Annotated in this window: 1 protein-coding gene; it reads left to right on the top strand. The window is 75.2% G+C overall.

The annotated features are described in order from the left end of the window. The first annotated feature begins 203 nt into the window (after positions 1–203). Positions 204–22586, top strand: coding sequence for a type I polyketide synthase (locus IE262_RS40000; RefSeq protein ID WP_268249650.1), 22383 nt, complete (start codon positions 204–206; stop codon positions 22584–22586). The last annotated feature ends 64 nt before the right edge of the window (positions 22587–22650 follow it).

Raw genomic sequence — 22650 nt, 5'->3', positions numbered from 1 at the left:
CCGTGGCCCGTCGGCGTCGTCATGATCCCGGCCCGCGCTCCATCTCCTTGTGTTTCCCCCAGTCGTCCGTCCCAATAATCGAACCAGTGGGGCGAACGGATCAGGCCATCCCCACGTTCCCGGCCGCCGCACGCCGACGCCCCCCTCACACGCCCGGTCCAGTATCCGAAGACGTGGCGACGAGTCCATCCGCGGGAGAGAACGTGTCCGAACAAGGTCGCTCCACCTCGGCCACCCGCCCGTTCGCGGGCACCCCACGCCCCTGGCTCCTCACCGGACAGGGCACCCGAGCCGTACGGGAACAGGCCCGCATCCTGCGGACCCTCGCCCGCGACGGAGCGCCGGACCGCATCGCGGCGGCCCTGCTGCACCGCGTCGACCCGGCCCACCCCTGTCGCGCGGCCGTCACCGCGACCAGCCCCGACGACCTCGCCGCGGCCCTGGACGCCCTGGCCGACGGCACCCCCACCGACCACGTCACCGAGGGCCGGCCCGCCGCCCGCGACAGCGGACCCGTCTTCGTCTTCCCCGGCCACGGCTCCCAGTGGCCCGGCATGACCCGCGAACTCCTCGACAGCTCCCCGGTGTTCGCCCGCCGCATGGAAGAGTGCGCCGACGCCCTCGCCCCGCACCTGGACCACAACCCCCTCGACGTCCTGCGCGGCGCCCACGCACTGACCGCACCCGACGTCACCCAGCCCGCCCTCTTCGCCGTCATGGTGTCGCTGGCCGCCCTCTGGGAGAGCGTCGGGGTACGGCCCGCGGCGGTCGTCGGCCACAGCCTCGGCGAGATCGCCGCCGCCTGCGTCGCGGGCGCCCTCACCCTCGACGACGCCGCCCGCGTCGCCGCGAGCTGGGGCACCGCCCAGCTCAGCCTGCACGGGCGCGGCGACATGGTGTCCGCCCTGATGCCCGTCGAACGGCTGCGGGAACGACTCGCACCCTGGCACGGCAGGCTCCACCTCGCCGCCGTCAACGGCCCCGACAACGGTGTCATCTCCGGTGACGCCGACGCAGCGGCCGAACTCCTCGCCGAACTGACCGCCGAAGGCGTCCGCGCCCGCACCGTCGACTACGGCGTCGCCGCGCACTCACCGCACATCGACGAGATCACCGACCGCGTCCGCGCCGACCTCGCCGACCTCACCCCGCGCGCGGCCCGCGTCCCCCTGTACGCCGCTTCGGCCGGCACGGCCCTCGACGGAGTGACCCTCGACCGGGACCACTGGGCCGCCGCCCTGCGCGACACCGTCGAGTTCGTCGCCGCCGTCGGCACCGCACTGGACGCCGGCCACCGGCACTTCCTGGAGATCAGCCCGCACCCGCTGCTCACCCCCGGTCTGGAAACCGTCCTCAGCCGGGCGGGCGTCACCGGCACCGTCCACACCACTCTGCGCCGGGACGCCGGAGACGCCGACCGCTTCCAGCGCGCCATGGCCGAGTACTGGACGACCGGCGGAGACCCCGAATGGGCCGCCCTGCACGACCCCGCCACCGACCCGGCCGACCTGCCCGCCGAACTCGCCGACGCCGCCGCCGTCGAGGACCCCGACACTCTCGGCACACCCCTCGGCGTGCAGGCGGCCGCCCTGCGCGACCGCCTCGGTGACCTGCCCGAACCGGACCGGCGCCGCGACCTCGTCGATCTCGTCCGCACCCAGGTGGCCGGCCTGCTCAAGCTGCCCGGCGGCGCGCCCACGCAGGTGTCCTTCCGCGACCAGGGCCTCGAATCGGCCACCGCCGTCGCCCTCCGGGACCGTCTGCGCGCCGCGACCGGACTGCCCCTCGCCCCGACCGCCGCCTTCGACTACCCGACCCCCGCGGCCCTCGGCCACCACCTCTACGAACAGCTCTACGGCACGACCCCCGCCGACCTGGACACCCCCGGCGGTCACGCGCACTCCGACGAGCCCATCGCCGTCGTCGGCATGGCCTGCCGCTTCCCCGGCGACGCCGACTCGCCCGAGGCCCTGTGGCAGCTCCTCCTGGACGGCACCGACGCCGTCACCCCGCTGCCCGACGACCGGGGCTGGGACATCGAGGGACGCTACGACCCCGGCGGCACCGCACCCGGCGGCTTCCTCCAGCGCGAAGGCGGATTCCTGCGCGACGCCGCCGACTTCGACGCCGCCTTCTTCGGCATCAGCCCCCGCGAGGCCCTCGCCATGGACCCGCAGCAGCGGCTGCTGCTGGAGACGACATGGGAGGCGCTGGAGCGGGCGGGCATCGACCCGACGACCCTGCGCGGCTCGGCGACCGGCGTCTACCTCGGCCTCATGACGGCCGACTACGACCGCGCCGCCGCCACCGCCTCCACCGACGTCGCCGGCCACGTCCTGACCGGCAACGCCGTCAGCGTCGCCTCCGGCCGTATCTCCTACACCCTCGGCCTGGAGGGCCCCGCCCTCACCGTCGACACCGCCTGCTCCTCCTCCCTGGTCGCCCTCCACCTCGCCTGCGAGGCCCTGCGCGGCGGCACCGCGACCACCGCCCTCGCCGGCGGCGCGACGGTCCTGCCGAGCCTGGAGATGTTCGCCGAGTTCTCCCGCCAGCGGGCCCTCGCACCCGACGGCCGCTGCAAGGCGTTCTCCGCGCGGGCCGACGGATTCTCGCTCAGCGAGGGCGCCGGCATGCTCGTCCTGATGCCGCTGTCCGAGGCCCGGCGCCAGGGCCGTGACGTCCTCGCCGTGATCCGCGGCAGCGCCATCAACCAGGACGGCGCCTCCAACGGCCTGACGGCCCCCAGCGGCCCCGCCCAGCAGCGCGTCGTCCGCCAGGCCCTCGCGGGCGCCGGTCTGCGCCCCGCCGACATCGACGCCGTCGAGGCCCACGGCACGGGCACCCGGCTCGGCGACCCCATCGAGGCACACGCCCTCGCCGCCGCTTACGGCCGCGACCGCGAGGAGCCCCTGTGGCTCGGCTCGGTCAAGTCCAACATCGGCCACACCCAGGCCGCCGCGGGCGTCGCCGGCGTCATCAAGATGGTCATGGCCCTGCGCGAGGAACGCCTCCCGCGCACCCTGCACGCCGAGGAGCCGTCCTCCCACATCGACTGGTCGCACGGCACACTGCGACTGCTCCAGGAGGAACGCCCCTGGCCGCGCGGGGACCGTCCGCGCCGGGCGGGTGTCTCGTCGTTCGGCATCAGCGGCACGAACGCGCACCTCGTCCTCGAAGAGGCCCCCCTCGCCGAGGAACCGGACCCGGCCGAGGAACCGCTCACGCGACTGCCCGTGGTCCCGTGGGTCGTGTCGGCCCGGAGCGAGCGGGCCCTCGGGGACCAGCTGGACCGCCTGACGGCACTCGACGCGGACCCGCTCGACGTGGCCTGGTCACTGGCCACCACCCGCGCGGCCCTGCCCCACCGCACCGTCGCCCTGCGCCCCGGCCCCGTCCTCACCGGGACGGTCTCGGAGGGCCGTACGGCGTGGATGTTCACGGGGCAGGGGAGTCAGCGTCCTGGTATGGGCCGGGAGTTGTACGGCACGTTCCCGGTGTTCGCGTCGGCGCTCGACGAGGTGTGCGCGCTGTTCGACGCCGAGCTCGGTTTCGAACGGCCGCTGAAGGAGGCGCTGTTCGCCGAAGAGGCGGAGGACGGGACCGGGTATGCCCAGTCGGCGCTGTTCGCGTTGCAGACGGCGCTGGTGGCGTTGCTGCGGTCGTGGGGGATGGCGCCGGGTGTGGTGCTCGGTCACTCGGTGGGGGAGTTCGCCGCCGCGTACGCGGCCGGAGTTCTCGAACTCGCCGACGCCGTACGACTGGTGGCCGCCCGCGCCCGGCTGATGCAGGCGTTGCCCGAAGGCGGCGCGATGGTCGCCGTGGAGGCGTCCGAGGCCGAGGTCGCCGGCTGGCTGGTGGAGGGTGCGGTGATCGCGGCCGTCAACTCGCCTGCGGCCGTGGTGGTGTCCGGAACGGAGGCCGGTGTTCAGGCGGTCGCTGAGCGGGCGCGGGATGCGGGACGGCGGACGACCCGTCTGAAGGTCTCGCACGCGTTCCACTCGCCGCTGATGGAACCGGTGCTCGCCGAATTCACAGCCGTCGCCGAGCAGGTGACGTACCACCGGCCGACCGTCGCGGCGATCAGCACGCTCACAGGTGCCCCGCTGTCCGACGGCGACTGGACGACCCCCTCCTACTGGGCCGAGCAGATCGTCAAACCGGTGCGCTTCCATGACGCGCTGACCGCCGCCCGTGCCCAGGGCGCCGTACGCTTCCTGGAGATCGGCCCGGATCCCGTGCTGACCGCGCTGGCCGGGGAGGTGTCGGCGGCCGCGACCCTGCGCAAGGACCGCCCGGAGGCGGAGACACTCCTGACGGCCGCCGCCGAACTCTACGTCCGGGGCGCCGACGTCGACTGGTCCGCCCTCTTCGATGGCACCGGAGCCCACCGCGTCGACCTGCCCACGTACGCCTTCCAACGGCAGCGGTACTGGCTGCCCGACCACGCCCGTCCCACGCGCCCGGCCGAGAGCGGAGAGGGCGTCGCCGACGGGGGGTTCTGGGAGCTCGTCGACCAGGGCGACGCCGACTCGCTCGCCGGAGAACTCGGTGTGGACAGTGGTGCCCCGCTGGACGCCGTCCTCCCGGTGCTCGCCGACTGGCGTCGCAAGCGCCGGGAGGAGTCGCGGCTGGCCGGGCTGCGCTACCGGATCACCTGGCGGCCCGTCCGCACACCGGCCCCCGGCAGCCTGGACGGCGCCTGGCTGATCGCGGCCGACGAGGACACCCCGGCCGAGCTGGTCGACGCGGCCGCGGGCTCGCTGCGGGCCGCCGGCGCCGACGTGACGCTCGTGACCGGACCGGCCGCCGACCCGGAGACGCCGTACACGGGCGTACTGTCCCTGCTCGCCGACCCCGCGCACGTAGTGGCACTGGCGCAGGCCTGCCCGGAGAGCCGGCTGTGGTGTGTGACCTTCGGGGCCGTGGCCGTGTCCGGCCGCGAGGGACCCACGCGCCCGGAACGGGCCGCCGTCTGGGGGCTGGGCCGGGTCGTGGCGCTGGAGCAGCCCGACCGCTGGGGCGGACTGATCGATCTGCCGGACGACCCGCACCCCCGGCTCTGGCAGCGGGTCGCGGCCGTGCTCGCCGCCGGGGGAGCGGGGGAGGACCAGCTCGCCGTGCGCGCCACGGGCGTCCACGCCGCCCGGCTGGTGCGCGACCGCTCGGCACGGCCCGCGCGGTCCTGGCAGCCGCACGGCACCGTCCTGGTCACGGGCGCGACCGGCGCCCTGGGCGGGCACCTCACCCGCTGGCTGGCGACCGGCGGCGCGGACCACCTGGTCCTCCTCTCACGGCGCGGAGCCGACGCCCCGGGTGCCGCCGAACTCGGCGCGGAACTGGTCGCGTCGGGGACCGCCGTCACCTTCATCGCGGGCGACGTCGCCGACCGCGAGACCGTCGCTTCCGTCCTGGACGCCTATGTGCCGACGGCCGTCGTGCACGCCGCGGGCATCCTCGACGACGGGCTCGCCGCCGACCTCACCCCCCAACGCCTGGCCCGCGTCCTCGCCGTGAAGGCCGAGGGCGCCCGGCATCTGCACGAGCTGACCCGGGAGCGGGAACTGGACGCCTTCGTCCTGTTCTCGTCCGTCACGGCCGTCCTCGGCAACGCCGGGCAGGCCGCCTACGCCGCCGCCAACGCCCGTCTCGACGCGCTCGCCCAGCACCGCCGCGCCGCCGGACTGCCCGCGACGTCCATCGCCTGGGGGCCGTGGGGCGGTGGCGGCATGGCGGCCGACGAGACCGTCACCGAACACTTCCGCCGCCAGGGCATACGGCCCCTGGAGCCGTCCCGTGCCCTGGACGTGCTGCGCCGTGTCCTCGACGAGGACGCCACCTGCACGACCGTCGTCGACGTCGACTGGCAGCGCTTCGCCGCCGCCGCGTACACCCCGCGCCCGCTGCTCGCCGACCTCCCCGAGGCCGCGCCGCCCACCACCGACGCCGCGCCGAGCGCACCGGCCGCGGGCGCCCTCGGCGCCGAACTGTCCACCCGCACGCCCGCGGAGCAGGACCGGCTGCTGCTCGACCTCGTCCTCGACCAGGTCGCCGCCGTCCTCGGGCACGCCGACCGGACCGCCGTCGACGCCGGCCGCGCCTTCAAGGACCTCGGCTTCGACTCGCTGACCGGCGTCGCCCTGCGCCACCGACTCGCCGCCGCCACCGGGCTGTCCCTGCCCGCCACCCTCGTCTTCGACCACCCCACACCGACCGCGCTCGCCGCGTTCCTGCGCACCCAGGTCCTCGGCGTCACCACGGACGAGATCGAGCGCGGCGGCCCCGCCCTCGCCCCCGCCGGCGCCGACGACGACCCGGTCGTCATCGTCGGCATGGGCTGCCGCTTCCCCGGCGGCGTGACCACCCCCGACCAACTGTGGGACCTGCTCGCCTCCGGCGCGGACGGCCTCACGCCGTTCCCCCAGGACCGCGGCTGGGACGTCGAGCGCCTCTACCACCCGGACCCCGGCCGCTCCGGCACCACCTACGCCCGCGTCGGCGGATTCCTGCACGACGCCGCCGACTTCGACGCCGAACTGTTCGGCATCAGCCCCCGCGAGGCCCTCGCCATGGACCCGCAGCAGCGGCTGCTGCTGGAGACCGCGTGGGAGGCACTGGAGCGGGCGGGCATCGACCCGCTGTCCCTGCGCGGATCGGCCACCGGCGTCTTCGCCGGCACCAACGGCCAGGACTACCGCGACACCGCCCACGCCCCGGGCGAGGACATCGAGGGCTACGTCGCCACCGGTTCGGCCGCCAGCGTCCTGTCCGGTCGCGTCAGTTACACCCTCGGCCTGGAGGGCCCCGCCCTCACCGTCGACACCGCCTGTTCCTCCGCGCTGGTCGCGCTCCACCTCGCCGCGCAGGCGATCCGCCAGGGCGAATGCCGCACCGCCCTCGCCGGCGGCGTGACCGTGATGGCCACGCCGGGCATCTTCGTCGAGTTCTCCCGCCAGCGCGCCCTGTCCGCCGACGGCCGCTGCAAGGCCTTCGCCGAGGGCGCCGACGGCACCGGCTGGTCCGAGGGCGCCGCCGTCCTCGTACTGGAGCGGCTCTCCGACGCGCGCCGCGCCGGCCACCCCGTGCTCGCCGTGCTGCGCGGCTCCGCCATCAACCAGGACGGCGCCTCGAACGGTCTGACGGCTCCCAACGGCCCCTCCCAGCAGCGGGTGATCCGGCAGGCCCTGACCGCCGCCGGACTGCGGCCCGGCGACGTCGACGCGGTGGAGGCGCACGGCACCGGCACGAGCCTCGGCGACCCGATCGAGGCGCAGGCCCTGCTCGCGACCTACGGCCAGGACCGCGGCGAGCCCCTGTGGCTGGGGTCGGTGAAGTCCAACATCGGCCACACCCAGGCGGCGGCAGGCGCGGCCGGCGTCATGAAGATGGTGCTGGCCCTGCGTGCCGGGCAGTTGCCGCCCACCCTGCACGTCGACGCCCCCTCCCGCCGGGTCGACTGGGACTCCGGCGCCGTGCGGCTGCTCACCGAGGCGCGGTCCTGGGCGCGCGGGGAACGCCCGCGCCGGGCCGGTGTGTCCGCGTTCGGCATCAGCGGCACCAACGCCCACGTCATCCTGGAGGAGCCGCCCGCCGCCGACGCCCCGGCCGCCGAGGCCGCGGCGGACACGCCGGCCACCGACGCCCCCGCGGCGGACACACCGGCCACCGGCGTATCGGGCCCGGCCCGGCCCGTGGGCACCGTGCCCTGGATCCTCTCCGGCCGGACCCGCCAGGCCCTGCGCGCGCAGGCCGCCCGACTCGTCGCCCACCTCGCCGACCGGCCCGGCCTCGCCCCGGCGGACGTCGGCCGCACGCTCGCCACCGCCCGCGCCGCCCTCGACCACCGCGCCGTCCTCGTCGGCGACGACACGGACACCCTGACCGCGGCCGCCACCGCCCTCGCCGACGGCGACCCCGCCGCACCGCTCACTTCGGCGGCGGGCGAGGGCCGCACGGTGTGGGCCTTCACCGGACAGGGCAGCCAGCGCCCCGGCATGGGCCGCGAACTGTACGACGCCCACCCGCTGTTCGCGCGCACCCTCGACGACACATGCGCGCTCCTCGACGCCGAACTCGGCGGCGCCGACGGCTTCGACACACCGCTGCGTACCGTACTGTTCGCCACGCCGGACAGCCCCGAGGCCGCCCTGCTGGGCCGCACCGGCTACGCGCAGGCCACCCTGTTCGCCCTCCAGGTCGCCCTCGCCGAACTGCTGCGCTCCTGGGGCATCGCCCCGGACGCGCTGGTCGGGCACTCCATCGGCGAACTGGCCGCCGCCCACACCGCGGGCGTCCTCGAACTCCCCGACGCCGTACGGCTGGTGGCCGCCCGCGCCCGGCTGATGCAGGCACTGCCCGAGGGCGGCGCGATGGCGGCCGTCGAAGCGGACCCCGAGGAGGTCGAGCCCTGGCTGACCGAAGGCGCGGTCGTCGCCGCCGTCAACGGGCCCGCCGCCGTGGTGGTCTCCGGTACGGAGGCCGCCGTGGACGCCGTGCTGAGCATCGCGCGCGAGCACGGGCGGCGCGTCACCCGGCTCAACGTGTCGCACGCCTTCCACTCGCCGCTGATGGAGCCGATGCTGGCCGAGTTCGCCGCCGTCGCCGGCGAGCTCACCTACCGGCGGCCCCGCATACCGGCCGCCAGCACCGTCACCGGCCGGCCCCTCGCCGCCGACGACTGGGCAAGCGCCGACTACTGGGTACGCCAGGTGCGCCGGCCCGTCCTCTTCCACGACGCCGTCCGCACCGCCACCGGCGAACTCGGCGCCACCCGCCTGCTGGAACTCGGTCCCGACCCGGTCCTCGCCGCCCTCGCCCAGCGCACCGCCCCCGACCTGACCGTCGCGGTCGCGGCCCTGCGCGCGGGCCGTGCCGAGCCCGCCACCCTGCTCACCGCCGTCGGTGAACTCTTCGTACGCGGCACCCGCGTCGACTGGGCGGAGGTCTTCCGCGACACGGACGCCCACCTGATCGACCTGCCCACCTACGCCTTCCAGCGCGAGCGTTTCTGGCTCCCGGACCGCACCGCCCACCAGCCCGCCGAGGAGGGCGCCGAGGACGAGTTCTGGCAGCTGGTCGACACCGCCGACCCCACCACGGTGGCCGGGGAACTGGGCCTGCCCGAGGGCGCCTCCCTGGACGCGCTGCTCCCGGCCCTGACGCGATGGCGACGCCGGCGCGAGGAACGCGCCGCGCAGGACCGCCGGCGCTACCGCGTGGTGTGGAAGCCGGTGCCCGTACCGCGCACGGCTCGCCTCACCGGCCGCTGGCTGATCGCCGCCCCGGCCGGCGCACAGGACACCGACGCCTGCCTCGACGCGCTGCGCGCCGCGGGCGCCGACGCCGAACTCCTCACCCTGCCCGCGTCGACCAAGACCGAGCAACTCGCCGCCCTCATCAGCGAGTACGGCCCGGACGGCATCGTGGTCCTTCCGGACGCCGCCGAAGCCCTCCCCACACCCCACCTCAACGTCCTCCAGGCGCTCACCGTCGCCGGACTCCAGACCCCGGTGTGGGCCGTCACCCGGTCCGCCGTCGCCGTCACCGCCGGGGAACCCCTCACCCGCCCCGACCAGGCGCAGATCTGGGGCTTCGGCCGCACGGCCGCCCTCGAACTGCCCCGACTGTGGGGCGGCCTCGTCGACCTCCCGGACGACGCCGGACCCGACGCCTGGCAGCGCCTCGCCGCGGTCCTCGCCGCTCCCGGCCCGGAGGACCAACTGGCCGTCCGCCCCTCCGGCGTCCACGCCGCCCGCCTCGCCCACGACGTGCCGAGCGATACCGGGGCCGCGGCCCCCGCACTGCCGACGCCGCGCGGAACCGTACTGATCACCGGCGGCACCGGCGCACTCGGCGCCCATGTCGCCCGACGCCTCGCCGACCTCGGCACCGCACACCTGCTGCTGGTCTCCCGCAGCGGCGCGCACGCCGTCGGCGCCGACGCACTGCGCGACGACCTCACCGCCCGCGGCGCCCGCGTCACTCTCGCCGCCTGCGACGTCGGCGACCGCGACGCACTGGCCGAACTGATCGCCGCGATCCCGGCCGAGACACCCCTGACCGGTGTCGTCCACACGGCCGGGCTCCCCCAGAACACCTCGCTCACCGCCAGCACCCCGAACAGCCTCGCCCAGGTGGTCTCCGCCAAGGTCACCGGGGCGAGGCACCTCCACGAACTGACCGCCGGCCTCGACCTCGACCTGTTCGTGCTGTTCTCGTCCGTGGCGGCCGTCTGGGGCAGCGGCGGTCAGGCCGCCTACGCGGCCGGCAACGCCTACCTCGACGCGCTCGCCCAGCACCGCCGTACCCTCGGCCTGCCCGCGACCTCCGTCGCCTGGGGCCCGTGGAGCGGCGGCGGCATGGCCGCCGACGAAGGAGTCACCGAGCACCTCACCGAACGGGGCCTCGCCCTGCTCACCCCGGACAGCGCCCTCACCGCACTGGAACAGGCGCTCCTTACGGACCGCACCTGCGTGACCGTCGCGGACGTGGACTGGGAACGCTTCGCCCCCACCTTCACCTTCACCCGTCCCAGCCCGCTCATCGCCGACCTGCCCGAGGTCGCCGCAGCCCAGGCCGCGACAACCGGCGCCGGCGACGCACCGGACGCCGCCGGGGGCGAACTCGCCCGCACCCTGCGCACCCTGCCCCCGGCCGAACAGGACCGCACCCTCCTGGACCTCGTCCAGTCCCAGGTCGCCGCCGTCCTCGGCCACACCTCCCCGGCCGTCATCGATCCCGAGCGCGCCTTCAAGGACCTCGGCTTCGACTCCCTCACCGCCGTCGACCTGCGCAACCGGCTCGCCGCGAGCACCGAGGTCGCCCTGCCCACCACCCTCGTCTTCGACCACCCCACCCCGTCCGCCCTCACCACCCACCTGCGCGACCGCCTCCTCGGCACGGCCGCCGGTCCCGACTCGGCCGCCCCCGAAGCCACGCCCTCGGCCGACGACGAACCCATCGCCGTCATCGGCATGGGCTGCCGCTTCCCCGGCGGCATCCAGTCCCCGGAAGACCTCTGGGACGTCCTGACCGCCGGCGAGGACCGCATGGCGCCGTTCCCGGACGACCGCGGCTGGGACATCCCCGGCCTGCTGGAGTCCACCTCGGCCGCCCTCGGCACCCCGTTCGCCGGACGCGGCGGCTTCATCCCGGACGTCGCGGGCTTCGACGCCGAACTGTTCGGCATCTCACCGCGCGAGGCCCTCGCGATGGACCCGCAGCAGCGGCTGCTGCTGGAGACCGCCTGGGAGGCACTGGAGCGCGCGGGCATCGACCCGACCTCCCTGCGCTCCACGGCGACCGGCGTGTACGCGGGCGTCTCCGCCAACGGCTACGGCGGCGCCGTGCACGAGGCCGACGGCGAGTCCGCCGGCTACCTCCTCACCGGAAGCACCCCGAGCGTCGCCTCCGGCCGCCTCTCCTACGTCCTCGGCCTGGAGGGCCCGGCCGTCTCCGTCGACACCGCCTGCTCCTCCGCGCTGGTCGCCCTGCACCTGGCCTGCCAGGCCCTGCGGTCCGGCGAGTGCGACACGGCCCTCGCGGGCGGCGCCACCGTCATGGCCAACCCCACGGCGTTCGTGGAGTTCTCCCGCCAGCGCGGCCTCGCCCCCGACGGCCACTGCAAGCCGTTCGCCGAGGCCGCCGACGGCACCGGCTGGTCCGAGGGCGCCGGCGTGCTCGTGCTCATGCGCCTGTCCGAGGCGGAACGGCGTGGCCACCGGGTGCTCGCCCTCGTCCGGGGGTCCGCCGTCAACCAGGACGGCGCCTCGAACGGTCTGACCGCTCCCAACGGCCCGTCCCAGCAACGGGTGATCCGCCAGGCCCTGGCGGCGGCCGGTCTGCGCCCCGACGACGTGGACGCGGTCGAGGCCCACGGCACCGGAACCCGTCTCGGTGACCCGATCGAGGCGCAGGCCCTCCTCGCGACCTACGGCCAGGACCGCGACCAGCCCCTCCTGCTCGGGTCCGTGAAGTCCAACATCGGCCACACCCAGTCCGCCGCCGGTGTCGCCGGCGTCATCAAGATGGTCATGGCGCTGCACGCCGAGCGCCTGCCCCGCACCCTGCACGTCGACGCCCCCTCCTCGCACGTCGACTGGACCGCCGGTGCGGTACGCCTGCTCACCGACGAGCACGACTGGCCACGCGGCGAACGCCCGCGCCGCGCGGGTGTGTCGTCGTTCGGCATCAGCGGTACGAACGCCCACGTCATCCTCGAAGAGGCCCCGCCCGCCCCGGTGGCGGAGCCGGAGGAACGGCACGGCACACCGCCCGTGGTGCCCTGGGTCGCGTCCGCACGGACGGCCCCCGCCCTGCGGGCCCAGATCGAACGACTGACCCCGCTCGACGCCGACCCCCTCCACATCGGCCTGTCACTCGCCACCGGCCGCGCCACGCTCGAACACCGCGCGGTGCTCGGCGTGACCGACAAGGCGGTCATGGGGTCGGTCATCGAGGGCCGTACGGCGTGGATGTTCACGGGGCAGGGGAGTCAGCGCCCCGGTATGGGCCGGGAGTTGTACGAGGTGTTCCCGGTGTTCGCGTCGGCGCTCGACGAGGTGTGTGGGCTGCTCGATGCCGAGCTGGGTTTCGAACGGCCGCTGAGGGAGGTGCTGTTCGCCGAGGAGGCGGAGGACGGGACCGGGTATGCCCAGTCGGCGTTGTTCGCGTTGCAGACGGCGCTGGTGGCGTTGCTGCGGTCGTGGGGGATGGTGCCGGGTGTGGTGCTCGGTCACTCGGTGGGGGAGTTCGCCGCCGCCTATGCCGCGGGGGTGCTCGAACTCGCTGATGCTGTGCGGCTGGTGGCCGCCCGCGCCCGGTTGATGCAGGCGTTGCCCGAGGGTGGGGCGATGGCGGCCGTGGAGGCGTCCGAGGCCGAGGTCGCCGGCTGGCTGGGGGAGGGTGCGGTGATCGCGGCCGTCAACTCGCCTGCGGCCGTGGTGGTGTCCGGGACGGAGGCGGCTGTTCAGGCGGTCGCTGAGCGGGCGCGGGATGCGGGACGGCGGACGACTCGTCTGAAGGTCTCGCACGCGTTCCACTCGCCGTTGATGGAGCCGGTGCTGGACGAGTTCACGGCCGTCGCCGGGCAGGTGAGCTTCAACCGGCCGACTGTCGCGGCGGTCAGCACGCTCACGGGCGCCCCGTTGTCCGACGGTGACTGGTCGAGCGCCGCGTACTGGGCCGAGCAGATCGTCAAGCCGGTGCGTTTCTCCGACGCGTTGGCTGCCGCCCGTGCTCAGGGTGCCGTGCGTTTCCTGGAGGTCGGTCCGGATCCGGTGCTGACCGCGCTGGCCGGGGAGGTGTCGGCGGCCGCGACCCTGCGTAAGGACCGCCCGGAGGCGGAGACCCTGCTCACCGCGTGTGCCGAGCTCTTCGTCCGGGGTGCCGACGTCGACTGGTCCGCGCTCTTCGACGGCACCGGAGCCCACCGCGTCGACCTGCCCACCTACCCCTTCCAACGCCGCCGTTACTGGCTCGAACCCACCCGCCCCGTCCTCGACGCCGGCGGGCTCGGCCTCGGTGCGACCCGGCATCCGATGCTCGGTGCCGCCGTACGGCTGGCCGGTTCCGACACGGCCGTCCTCACGTCGCGGCTGTCCGTGCGGACGCACCCCTGGCTCGGCGATCACACGGTCGACGGCACGGTCGTCGTCCCCGGCACCGCGCTGCTCGAACTCGCGGTCCAGGCCGCCGACCACGTCGGTCTCCACGGCGTGGACGAACTGACGCTGCGGGCCCCGTTGGTGCTGGCGCACGACAGTGCCGTACAGGTGCAGACGTCGGTCGACCCGGCCGAGGCCGGGTCCGAGGGAACCCGTACCGTGCGCATCCACGCCCGGCCGGACGGCGCACCCGACGACGAGCCGTGGACGCTGCACGCCACCGGCACCCTCGGCGCGGCCGTACGGTCCGCCGTGCCGGAGTGGGACCTGCGGGCCTGGCCGCCCGCCGGGGCCGAGCCCGTCGCGGTCGACGACCTGTACGCGCGCCTCGCCGAGACCGGGATGGTGTACGGCCCGGCGTTCCAGGGGCTGCGCGCGCTGTGGCGTGCGGGCGGTGATCTGTTCGTCGAGGCGGAGCTGCCCGAGCACACGGCCGACGACGCGCCCGGTTTCGCCCTGCACCCGGCTCTCCTCGACGCTGTGCTGCACGCGCTCGGCGTCGGCGACACCGAGGCTGACACGGAGGCGGGGGAGGGGCGTCGGAAGGCACTGCTGCCCTTCCTGTGGTCCGGCGTTCACCCGACGGCCGTCGGGGCGTCCGCCGTGCGGGCCCGGCTGACCGTCCGTGCGCCCGGCGAGGTCGCGCTGCGGATCGCCGACGCCGCGGGTGAACCGGTCGCCGACGTCGCCCGGTTGGTGCTGCGGCCGGTGGCGGCCGGTGAGGTCGGAGCCGGCAGCGCGCGGCATCTGTACCGGATGCGGTGGCTCCCTGCTCCCGCGTCGCCGACCGGGCCGGCCACCGAACTCGCTGTGCTCGGTGACACCGCGCTCCTTCCGGCCGAGGACGGCCCGCGGTCCGGCGTGACCGTGTTCCCCGACCTCGCGGCTCTCACCGCCGACGAGACTCCCCCCGCGACCGTCCTGTTGCCCGTCCCCGCGGGGCAGAGCCCGGCCGAGGCGGCGTCCGGTGTACTCAGCGCGCTCCAGGGCTGGCTGGCCGAACCCGGCCTGGCCACCAGCCGGTTGGCCGTCGTCACCACCGGTGTCCGCACCGACCCGGCGGCCGCCGCCGTATGGGGTCTCGTCCGTACGGCGATCAGTGAGCACCCCGACCGGTTCGCGCTGGCCGACACCGACGGAACACCCGAGTCGTGGCAGGCGCTCACCGAACGGCTCGGCGCGCTCGTCGACGCCGGAGCGACCCAACTCGCCTTCCACGACGTCCAGGTGCTCCAGCCCCGCCTAGGGCGTGTTGCGAAAGTCCCGCCTGCCGTCCGACGCCTGGCACGCACTCTCGCCGCACCGGGCGAAAGCCCACGTACATCCAGTACGAGGGCTTCCGCCCGGCACGCCGAGAGCACGCACCAGACGCCGCCCGGCCCGCCCTCCGGGCGGACGACGGGACTTTCGCAACACGCCCTGGCCCGGGTGACGGACGCGGCGACCGGCGACCCGGGCTGGCCCGGCGACGGCACCGTACTGATCACCGGCGGCACCGGCGGGCTGGGCGCCCTGGTCGCCCGGCATCTCGTGACCGCACACGGCGTCCGCGACCTGCTGCTGCTCTCGCGCAGCGGCCCCGAGGCGCCGGGCGCCGACGAGCTGGTCCGCGAGCTCACCGCCCACGGGGCCAGGATCACCGTCACGGCCTGCGACGTCGCCGACCGTGCCGCGCTCGAAGCGGCCCTGTCCGGCGTGCCGTTGAGCGCCGTGGTGCACACGGCGGGTGTCCTCGACGACGGCGTGCTCACCGACCTCACCCCCGACCGCCTGACACGCGTCCTCGCCGCGAAAACCGAAGCAGCCCTGCACCTGGAGGAGTTGACCGCCGACCGCGACCTGCGCGCGTTCGTGCTGTTCTCCGCCGTCGCCGGAGTCGTCGGCTCCGCCGGGCAGGCCGCCTACGCCGCCGCCAACGCCGCGCTCGACGCCCTCGCCGCCCGCCGCCACGCACGTGGCCTGCCCGCCACATCCCTGGCCTGGGGCATGTGGGAGCACACCGCCGGCATGGGCGGCCGTCTGACCGACGCGGACGTGGCCCGCATGCGCCGCCTCGGCTACCCGGCACTGGCCACCGACGACGCGCTCGCCCTCCTCGACGACGCTCTGCGCACCGGGGAACCGGCGCTCGTGCCCGCCGCCCTCGACACCGCCGCGCTGGCCGCACGCGGCGACGCCCTGCCCGCTGTCCTGCACGGCCTGGTCCCGGCGTCCCGCCGCAGGCGCGCGGCCCACCGAACCCCGGGCGGCGCGGACGTGCCGCTCGCCGCCCGACTGCGCGGCCTGCCCCGCGCCGAACAGGACCGCGCCCTGCTCGACCTGGTGCAGACACAGGTCGCCGCCGTCCTCGGCCATGTCGACGCCGCCGCCGTGGACCCCTCCCGGGCCTTCAAGGACATCGGCTTCGACTCGCTCACCGCCGTCGACCTGCGCAATCACCTCGGCACCGCGACCGGGCTGCGCCTGCCGGCGACCCTCGTCTTCGACCACCCGAGCCCCAGCGCCCTCGCCGCGTACGTGCACCGTGAACTCCTCGGCGAGGACCCGGCCGGCGAGCCCGCCGCCCCGGCCGCACGCCCGGCCCGCGCCGACGAACCCATCGCGATCGTCGGCATGGGCTGCCGCTACCCCGGCGGCATCACCTCCCCCGAGGACCTGTGGCGCCTGGTCGCCGACGGCGGCGACGGCATCACCGGCTTCCCGGCCGACCGCGGCTGGGACCTCGACGGGCTCTACGACCCCGACCCCGACCGGCCGGGCACCGCCTACGTCCGCGAAGGCGGATTCCTGCACGACGCCGCCGACTTCGACGCCGAACTGTTCGGCATCTCCCCGCGCGAAGCGCTCGCGATGGACCCGCAGCAGCGGCTGCTGCTGGAGACCGCGTGGGAGGCACTGGAGCGCGCGGGCATCGACCCGACGTCCCTGCGCGGCACCGACACCGGCGTCTACGCGGGCCTCATGTACCACGACTACGCGGCCCGGCTCCACACCGTCCCCGACGAGGTCGAGGGCTACCTCGGCAACGGCAACGCGGGCAGCGTCTTCTCCGGCCGCATCGCCTACGTCTTCGGTTTCGAAGGCCCCGCCGTCACCGTCGACACCGCCTGCTCCTCCTCCCTCGTCGCCCTGCACCTGGCCTGCCAGGCCCTGCGGTCCGGCGAGTGCCACACGGCACTGGCCGGCGGTGTGACCGTGATGGCCACACCGCAGACCTTCGTGGAGTTCTCCCGCCAGCGCGGCCTGGCAGCCGACGGCCGCTGCAAGTCGTTCGCGGACGGCGCCGACGGCACGGGCTGGGCCGAGGGCGCCGGAGTCCTGGTGCTCATGCGCCTGTCCGAGGCCCGCCGCCGGGGCCACCGGGTGCTCGGCGTGATCCGGGGGTCCGCCGTCAACCAGGACGGCGCCTCGAACGGTCTGACCGCTCCCAACGGCCCGTCCCAGCAGCGGGTGATCCGCCAGGCCCTGGCGGCGGCCGGTCTGCGCCCCGACGACGTGGACGCGGTCGAGGCCCACGGCACCGGCACCCGTCTCGGTGACCCGATCGAGGCGCAGGCCCTCCTCGCGACCTACGGCCAGGACCGCGACAAGCCCCTGTACCTCGGGTCCATCAAATCGAACATCGGGCACACGCAGGCCGCTGCCGGTGTCGCCGGCGTCATCAAGATGGTCATGGCGCTGCACGCCGAGCGCCTGCCCCGCACCCTGCACGTCGACGAGCCGTCCTCGCACGTCGACTGGGAGGCCGGCGCCGTGGCACTGCTCACCGAGGAACGTCCGTGGACGCGTGGCGAACGGCCGCGCAGGGCCGGTGTCTCCTCCTTCGGCATCAGCGGCACCAACGCCCATGTCGTCGTCGAGGAACCCCCACTCCCCGAGCGGGCACCCGGCACCGCCCCCTCGGCCGGGCTGCCGCTCATCCCCTGGATCGTCTCCGCCCGCACAGCCGACGCCCTGCGCGCTCAGACGGAGCGCCTGACCTCCGCGACCGGCGACCCGCTCGACATCGCCCTCTCCCTGGCCACGACCCGGGCCAAGCTCGAACACCGGGCCGTCGTCCTGGGCCCCGACACCACCACCCTGCACGCCGCCCTCGCCGAGCCCGTCGTCAGCGGCGCCGTGGTCGAGGGCCGTACGGCGTGGATGTTCACGGGGCAGGGGAGTCAGCGCCCCGGTATGGGCCGGGAGTTGTACGAGGTGTTCCCGGTGTTCGCGTCGGCGCTCGACGAGGTGTGCGCGCTGTTCGACGCCGAGCTCGGTTTCGAACGGCCGCTGAGGGAGGTGCTGTTCGCCGAGGAGGCGGAGGACGGGACTGGGTATGCCCAGTCGGCGTTGTTCGCGTTGCAGACGGCGCTGGTGGCGTTGCTGCGGTCGTGGGGCATGCGGCCGGATCTGGTGCTGGGCCATTCGGTGGGCGAGTTCGCCGCCGCGTACGCGGCCGGAGTTCTCGAACTCGCCGACGCCGTACGACTGGTGGCCGCCCGCGCCCGGTTGATGCAGGCGTTGCCCGAGGGTGGGGCGATGGCGGCTGTGGAGGGGTCCGAGGCCGAGGTCGCCGGCTGGCTGGTGGAGGGTGCGGTGGTCGCTGCCGTCAACTCGCCTGCGGCCGTGGTGGTGTCCGGGACGGAGGCGGCTGTTCAGGCGGTCGCTGAGCGGGCGCGGGATGCGGGACGGCGGACGACTCGTCTGAAGGTCTCGCACGCGTTCCACTCGCCGTTGATGGAGCCGGTGCTGGACGAGTTCACGGCCGTCGCCGGGCAGGTGAGCTTCAACCGGCCGACCGTCGCGGCGATCAGCACGCTCACGGGCGCCCCGTTGTCCGACGGCGACTGGTCGAGCGCCGCGTACTGGGCCGAGCAGATCGTCAAGCCGGTGCGTTTCCATGACGCGCTGACTGCCGCCCGTGCTCAGGGTGCCGTGCGTTTCCTGGAGATCGGTCCGGATCCGGTGCTGACCGCGCTGGCCGGGGAGGTGTCGGCGGCCGCGACCCTGCGCAAGGACCGCCCGGAGGCGGAGACACTCCTGACGGCCGCCGCCGAACTCTACGTCCGGGGTGCCGACGTCGACTGGTCCGCGCTCTTCGACGGCACCGGAGCCCACCGCGTCGACCTGCCCACCTACCCCTTCCAACGGCAGCGGTACTGGCTCGACGCCCCGCCCGCCGTCTCGGACGCCGACGGTCTCGGGCTGGCCCGGACCAACCACCCGCTGCTGGGCGCCGCGGTGCCGGTCGCCGGTTCGGACACCGTGCTGCTCACATCGAGCCTGTCGGTGCGGACGCACCCCTGGCTGGCCGATCACGCCGTGGCCGGTTCCGTCGTGGTGCCGGGTACGGTCCTTCTGGAGCTCGCGCTTCAGGCCGGGGAGCGCGTGGGCGCCGGGCAGGTGGCCGAGCTGGCCCTGCGCGCGCCGATCGTGCTGCCCGAGCACGGTGCCGTACAGCTTCAGATCGCCGTGGGAGCCGAGGGCGGCGACGACGCGCCCGACGGTGGCCGCACGCTCCACCTGTACGCCCGCCCGCAGGAGGCCGGACCCGACGAGCCGTGGACGCTGCACGCCACGGGCGCCTTGGACACGGCCGAACCGCCTGCTCCGGACTGGGACTTGAGGGCCTGGCCGCCCGCTGGTGCCGAGCCCGTGGAGTTCGGTGATCTGTACGACCGGCTCACCATGTCCGGTCTCGACTACGGTCCCGCGTTCCGTGGTCTGCGTAGGGTGTGGCGGCACCAGGGCCGGCTGTACGCGGAGGCCGAACTGCCCGAGCCCGTGGCCGGGGACTCCTCGTCCTACGGCCTGCACCCGGCCCTGCTGGACACCGTCCTGCACGGTCTCGGTCTGCACGAGGAGACCCCCGACGGCGCGCTGCCCTTCCTGTGGTCCGGCGTCCGTCTGACCGCCGTGGGCGCGGGTACCGTCCGGGCCGTGCTCACCCCGCGCGGCGCCGGGGACGTCGCCCTGCGGGTCGCGGACGCGACGGGCGAACCGGTCGCGGAGATCGACTCCCTCGTCCTGCGTGCCCAGTCCCCGCGGCACCTCGCCGCCACCGGACCCGACGACCTGTACCGGCCGCACTGGACGCCGGCCCCCGAGACGGAAGCCGTCCCGGAGCGGACCGCGTGGACGGTCGTCGGCAGTGCCCCGGCCGGTACCTCCGCCGTCCCGTACGCCGACTTCGACGCGTTGGCCGCGGCCGGAGACGTACCCGGCACGGTGCTGCTGCCGGTCGCCCCGGACGGAGGGAAGGACGCGGCCGCCACGGTCGCCCTCGTCCTCGCCCGGCTCCAGCAGTGGCTGGCCGACGAGCGGTTCGCCGCGTCGCGTCTCGTCGTGCTGACCACGGGAGCCGTACGGGTCGAGAGCGCCGCGGACGGGGCGCCCGACATCGCCCAGGCCGGTGTGTGGGGGCTGGTCCGCACCGCGATCAGCGAGAACCCCGGCCGGTTCGCCCTCGCCGACACCGATGACGACCCCGCCTCCCTGGACGCCCTCGCCGCGGTCCTGCACACCACCGACGAGACGCAGTTCGCGGTGCGCGCCGGCCGGGTGTGGCTGCCGCGTCTCGTCAGGATGGCCGCCGACGGGGTGCTCGCCCCGCCCGCCGGTGCCGGTGACGCATGGCGTCTGGACATCGTCGACCAGGGCCGTCTCGACGGCATCGCCCTCGTCCCCGAGGAGCGGCGCCCGCTCGGCCCCGGCGAGGTCCGGGTCGCGATGCGCGCGGCCGGCGTCAACTTCCGCGATGTGCTGAACGTCCTGGGCATGTACCCCGGGGACGCCGGCCGGATGGGTCTGGAAGGCGCGGGCGTCGTCATGGAGACCGGGCCCGGCGTGGAGCGCCTGGCCGTCGGGGACCGGGTGATGGGCATGCTCGACGCGGCCTTCGGCCCCACCGCCGTGGCCGACGCCCGCACGCTCGCGCCGATCCCGAAGGGCTGGACGTACGAGCAGGCGGCGTCCGTGCCGATCGTGTTCCTCACCGCCTACTACGCCCTGGTGGACCTCGCCGGGCTCCAGGAAGGCGAGTCCGTGCTGATCCACGCCGCCGCCGGCGGTGTCGGCATGGCTGCCGTGCAGCTCGCCCGGCACCTCGGGGCCGAGGTGTACGCGACGGCGAGTGAGGGCAAGTGGCCGGCCGTGCGGGAGCTCGGCGTGCCCGCCGACCGCGTCGCCTCCTCCCGTACGACCGAGTTCGAGCACCGCTTCCGGGCGGACGGTGTCGATGTCGTCCTCGACTCGCTCGCCGGTGAGTTCGTGGACGCCTCGCTGCGGCTGCTGCGGCCGGGCGGACGGTTCGTCGAGATGGGCAAGACCGACATCCGCGAGTCGGGCGCGGTCGCCGCCGAGCACGGGGTGTCGTACCAGGCCTTCGACCTCGTGGAGGCCGGGCCCGACCGGATCGGCGAGATGCTCGACGCCCTGCTGGAACTGTTCGAGCAGGGTGCGCTGCGACCGGTCCCCGTGACCGCCTTCGACATCGCCCGCGCTCCCGAGGCGCTGCGGCTGTTCCAGCAGGCCAAGCACGTCGGCAAGGTCGTCCTGACCGTGCCCGCGCCCTGGTCCCGGCCGGGCACCGTGCTGATCACCGGCGGCACCGGCGGCCTCGGCGCGCTGCTCGCCCGGCACCTCGTCGAACGGCACGGCGTCCGCGATCTGCTGCTGCTGTCGCGACGGGGCCCCCAGGCCCCGGGCGCCGCCGCACTGCGCGCCGCGCTCGCCGAGTCGGGAGCCCAGGTCGACATCGTCGCCTGCGACGTGAGCGACCGTGAGCAGCTCGCCGGCGTCCTCGACGGCGTCCCGCTGAGCGCCGTCGTCCACACGGCCGGCGTCCTCGACGACGGCATCCTCACCGGCCTCACCGGCGAGCGCCTGGCCCGCGTCCTGGCCGCGAAGACCGATGCCGCCCGGCATCTGCACGAGCTGACCGCCGATTCCCCCCTCGACGCGTTCGTGCTGTACTCGTCCGTCGCCGGAGTCATCGGCTCCGCGGGCCAGGCCGCGTACGCCGCCGCCAACGCCACCCTCGACGCACTGGCCACCGCCCGCCGCGCCCAGGGGCTGCCCGCGGTGTCCCTCGCCTGGGGCATGTGGGAGACCGAGGCGGGCATGGGCGGCACCCTGTCGCGGGCCGAACTCGCCCGCATGCGCCGCCAGGGCTTCCCCGCCCTGCCCGGCGACGAGGCCCTCGCCCTGCTCGACGCCGCCCTGCGCGTCAACGAGCCCGTCGCGGTCCCCGTCGCGCTGCGCCCGGCCGCCCTCGCCGAACACGCCGAGACCCTCTCCGGCGTACTGCGCGACCTCGTCCCCGCCGCCCGCAGGCGCAAGGCCGCCGCACGCGACGTGTCCGGCACGGCCGAGGACCTCACCGCGCGGCTCGCCGCCCTGACCGCCCCCGAACAGGACCAGCTCCTGCTGGACCTGGTCCGCGCCCAGGTGGCCGCCGTACTGGGCCACTCCTCGCCCGCCTCCGTCGAACCCACCCGCGCCTTCAAGGACATCGGCTTCGACTCGCTCACCGCCGTCGACCTGCGCAACCGGATCGGCGCGGCGACGGCGCTGACCCTCCCGGCCACGCTCGTCTTCGACCACCCCACCCCCGAGGACCTGGTACGGCTCCTGCGCGACCGGCTCCTCGCCGACACGGCGGCGCCCGCGGCGGCCGCCCCGGCCGACGACGGCATCGACCCGCAGGTACGGGACCTGCTGACCGCGATCCCGATGGTGCGGCTCCGCGAGTCCGGCGTCCTCGACATGCTGCGCCGGCTCGCCGACCGGCCCGCCACCACCGGCCCGGACGACGCGGGGCCCACCGCACCCGCTGCCCCTGCCGTCCCCGCCGAACAGCCCCGACAGCCCGAATCCCTGGACGCGATGGGCGCCGACAGCCTCGTCCAGCTGGCCCTGAAGCGAGTGCAGCGACCGGCGTGAGGCGGGACGCCGGCCGGTCCCGCACCGGCTAGCACCCCGCTACGCCCCGCTCGTTCACCGCGAC

The sequence above is a fragment of the Streptomyces bluensis genome (assembly GCF_014650715.1).
Taxonomy (GTDB): domain Bacteria; phylum Actinomycetota; class Actinomycetes; order Streptomycetales; family Streptomycetaceae; genus Streptomyces; species Streptomyces bluensis.
This window is presented reverse-complemented; position numbering and strand designations above follow the sequence as displayed.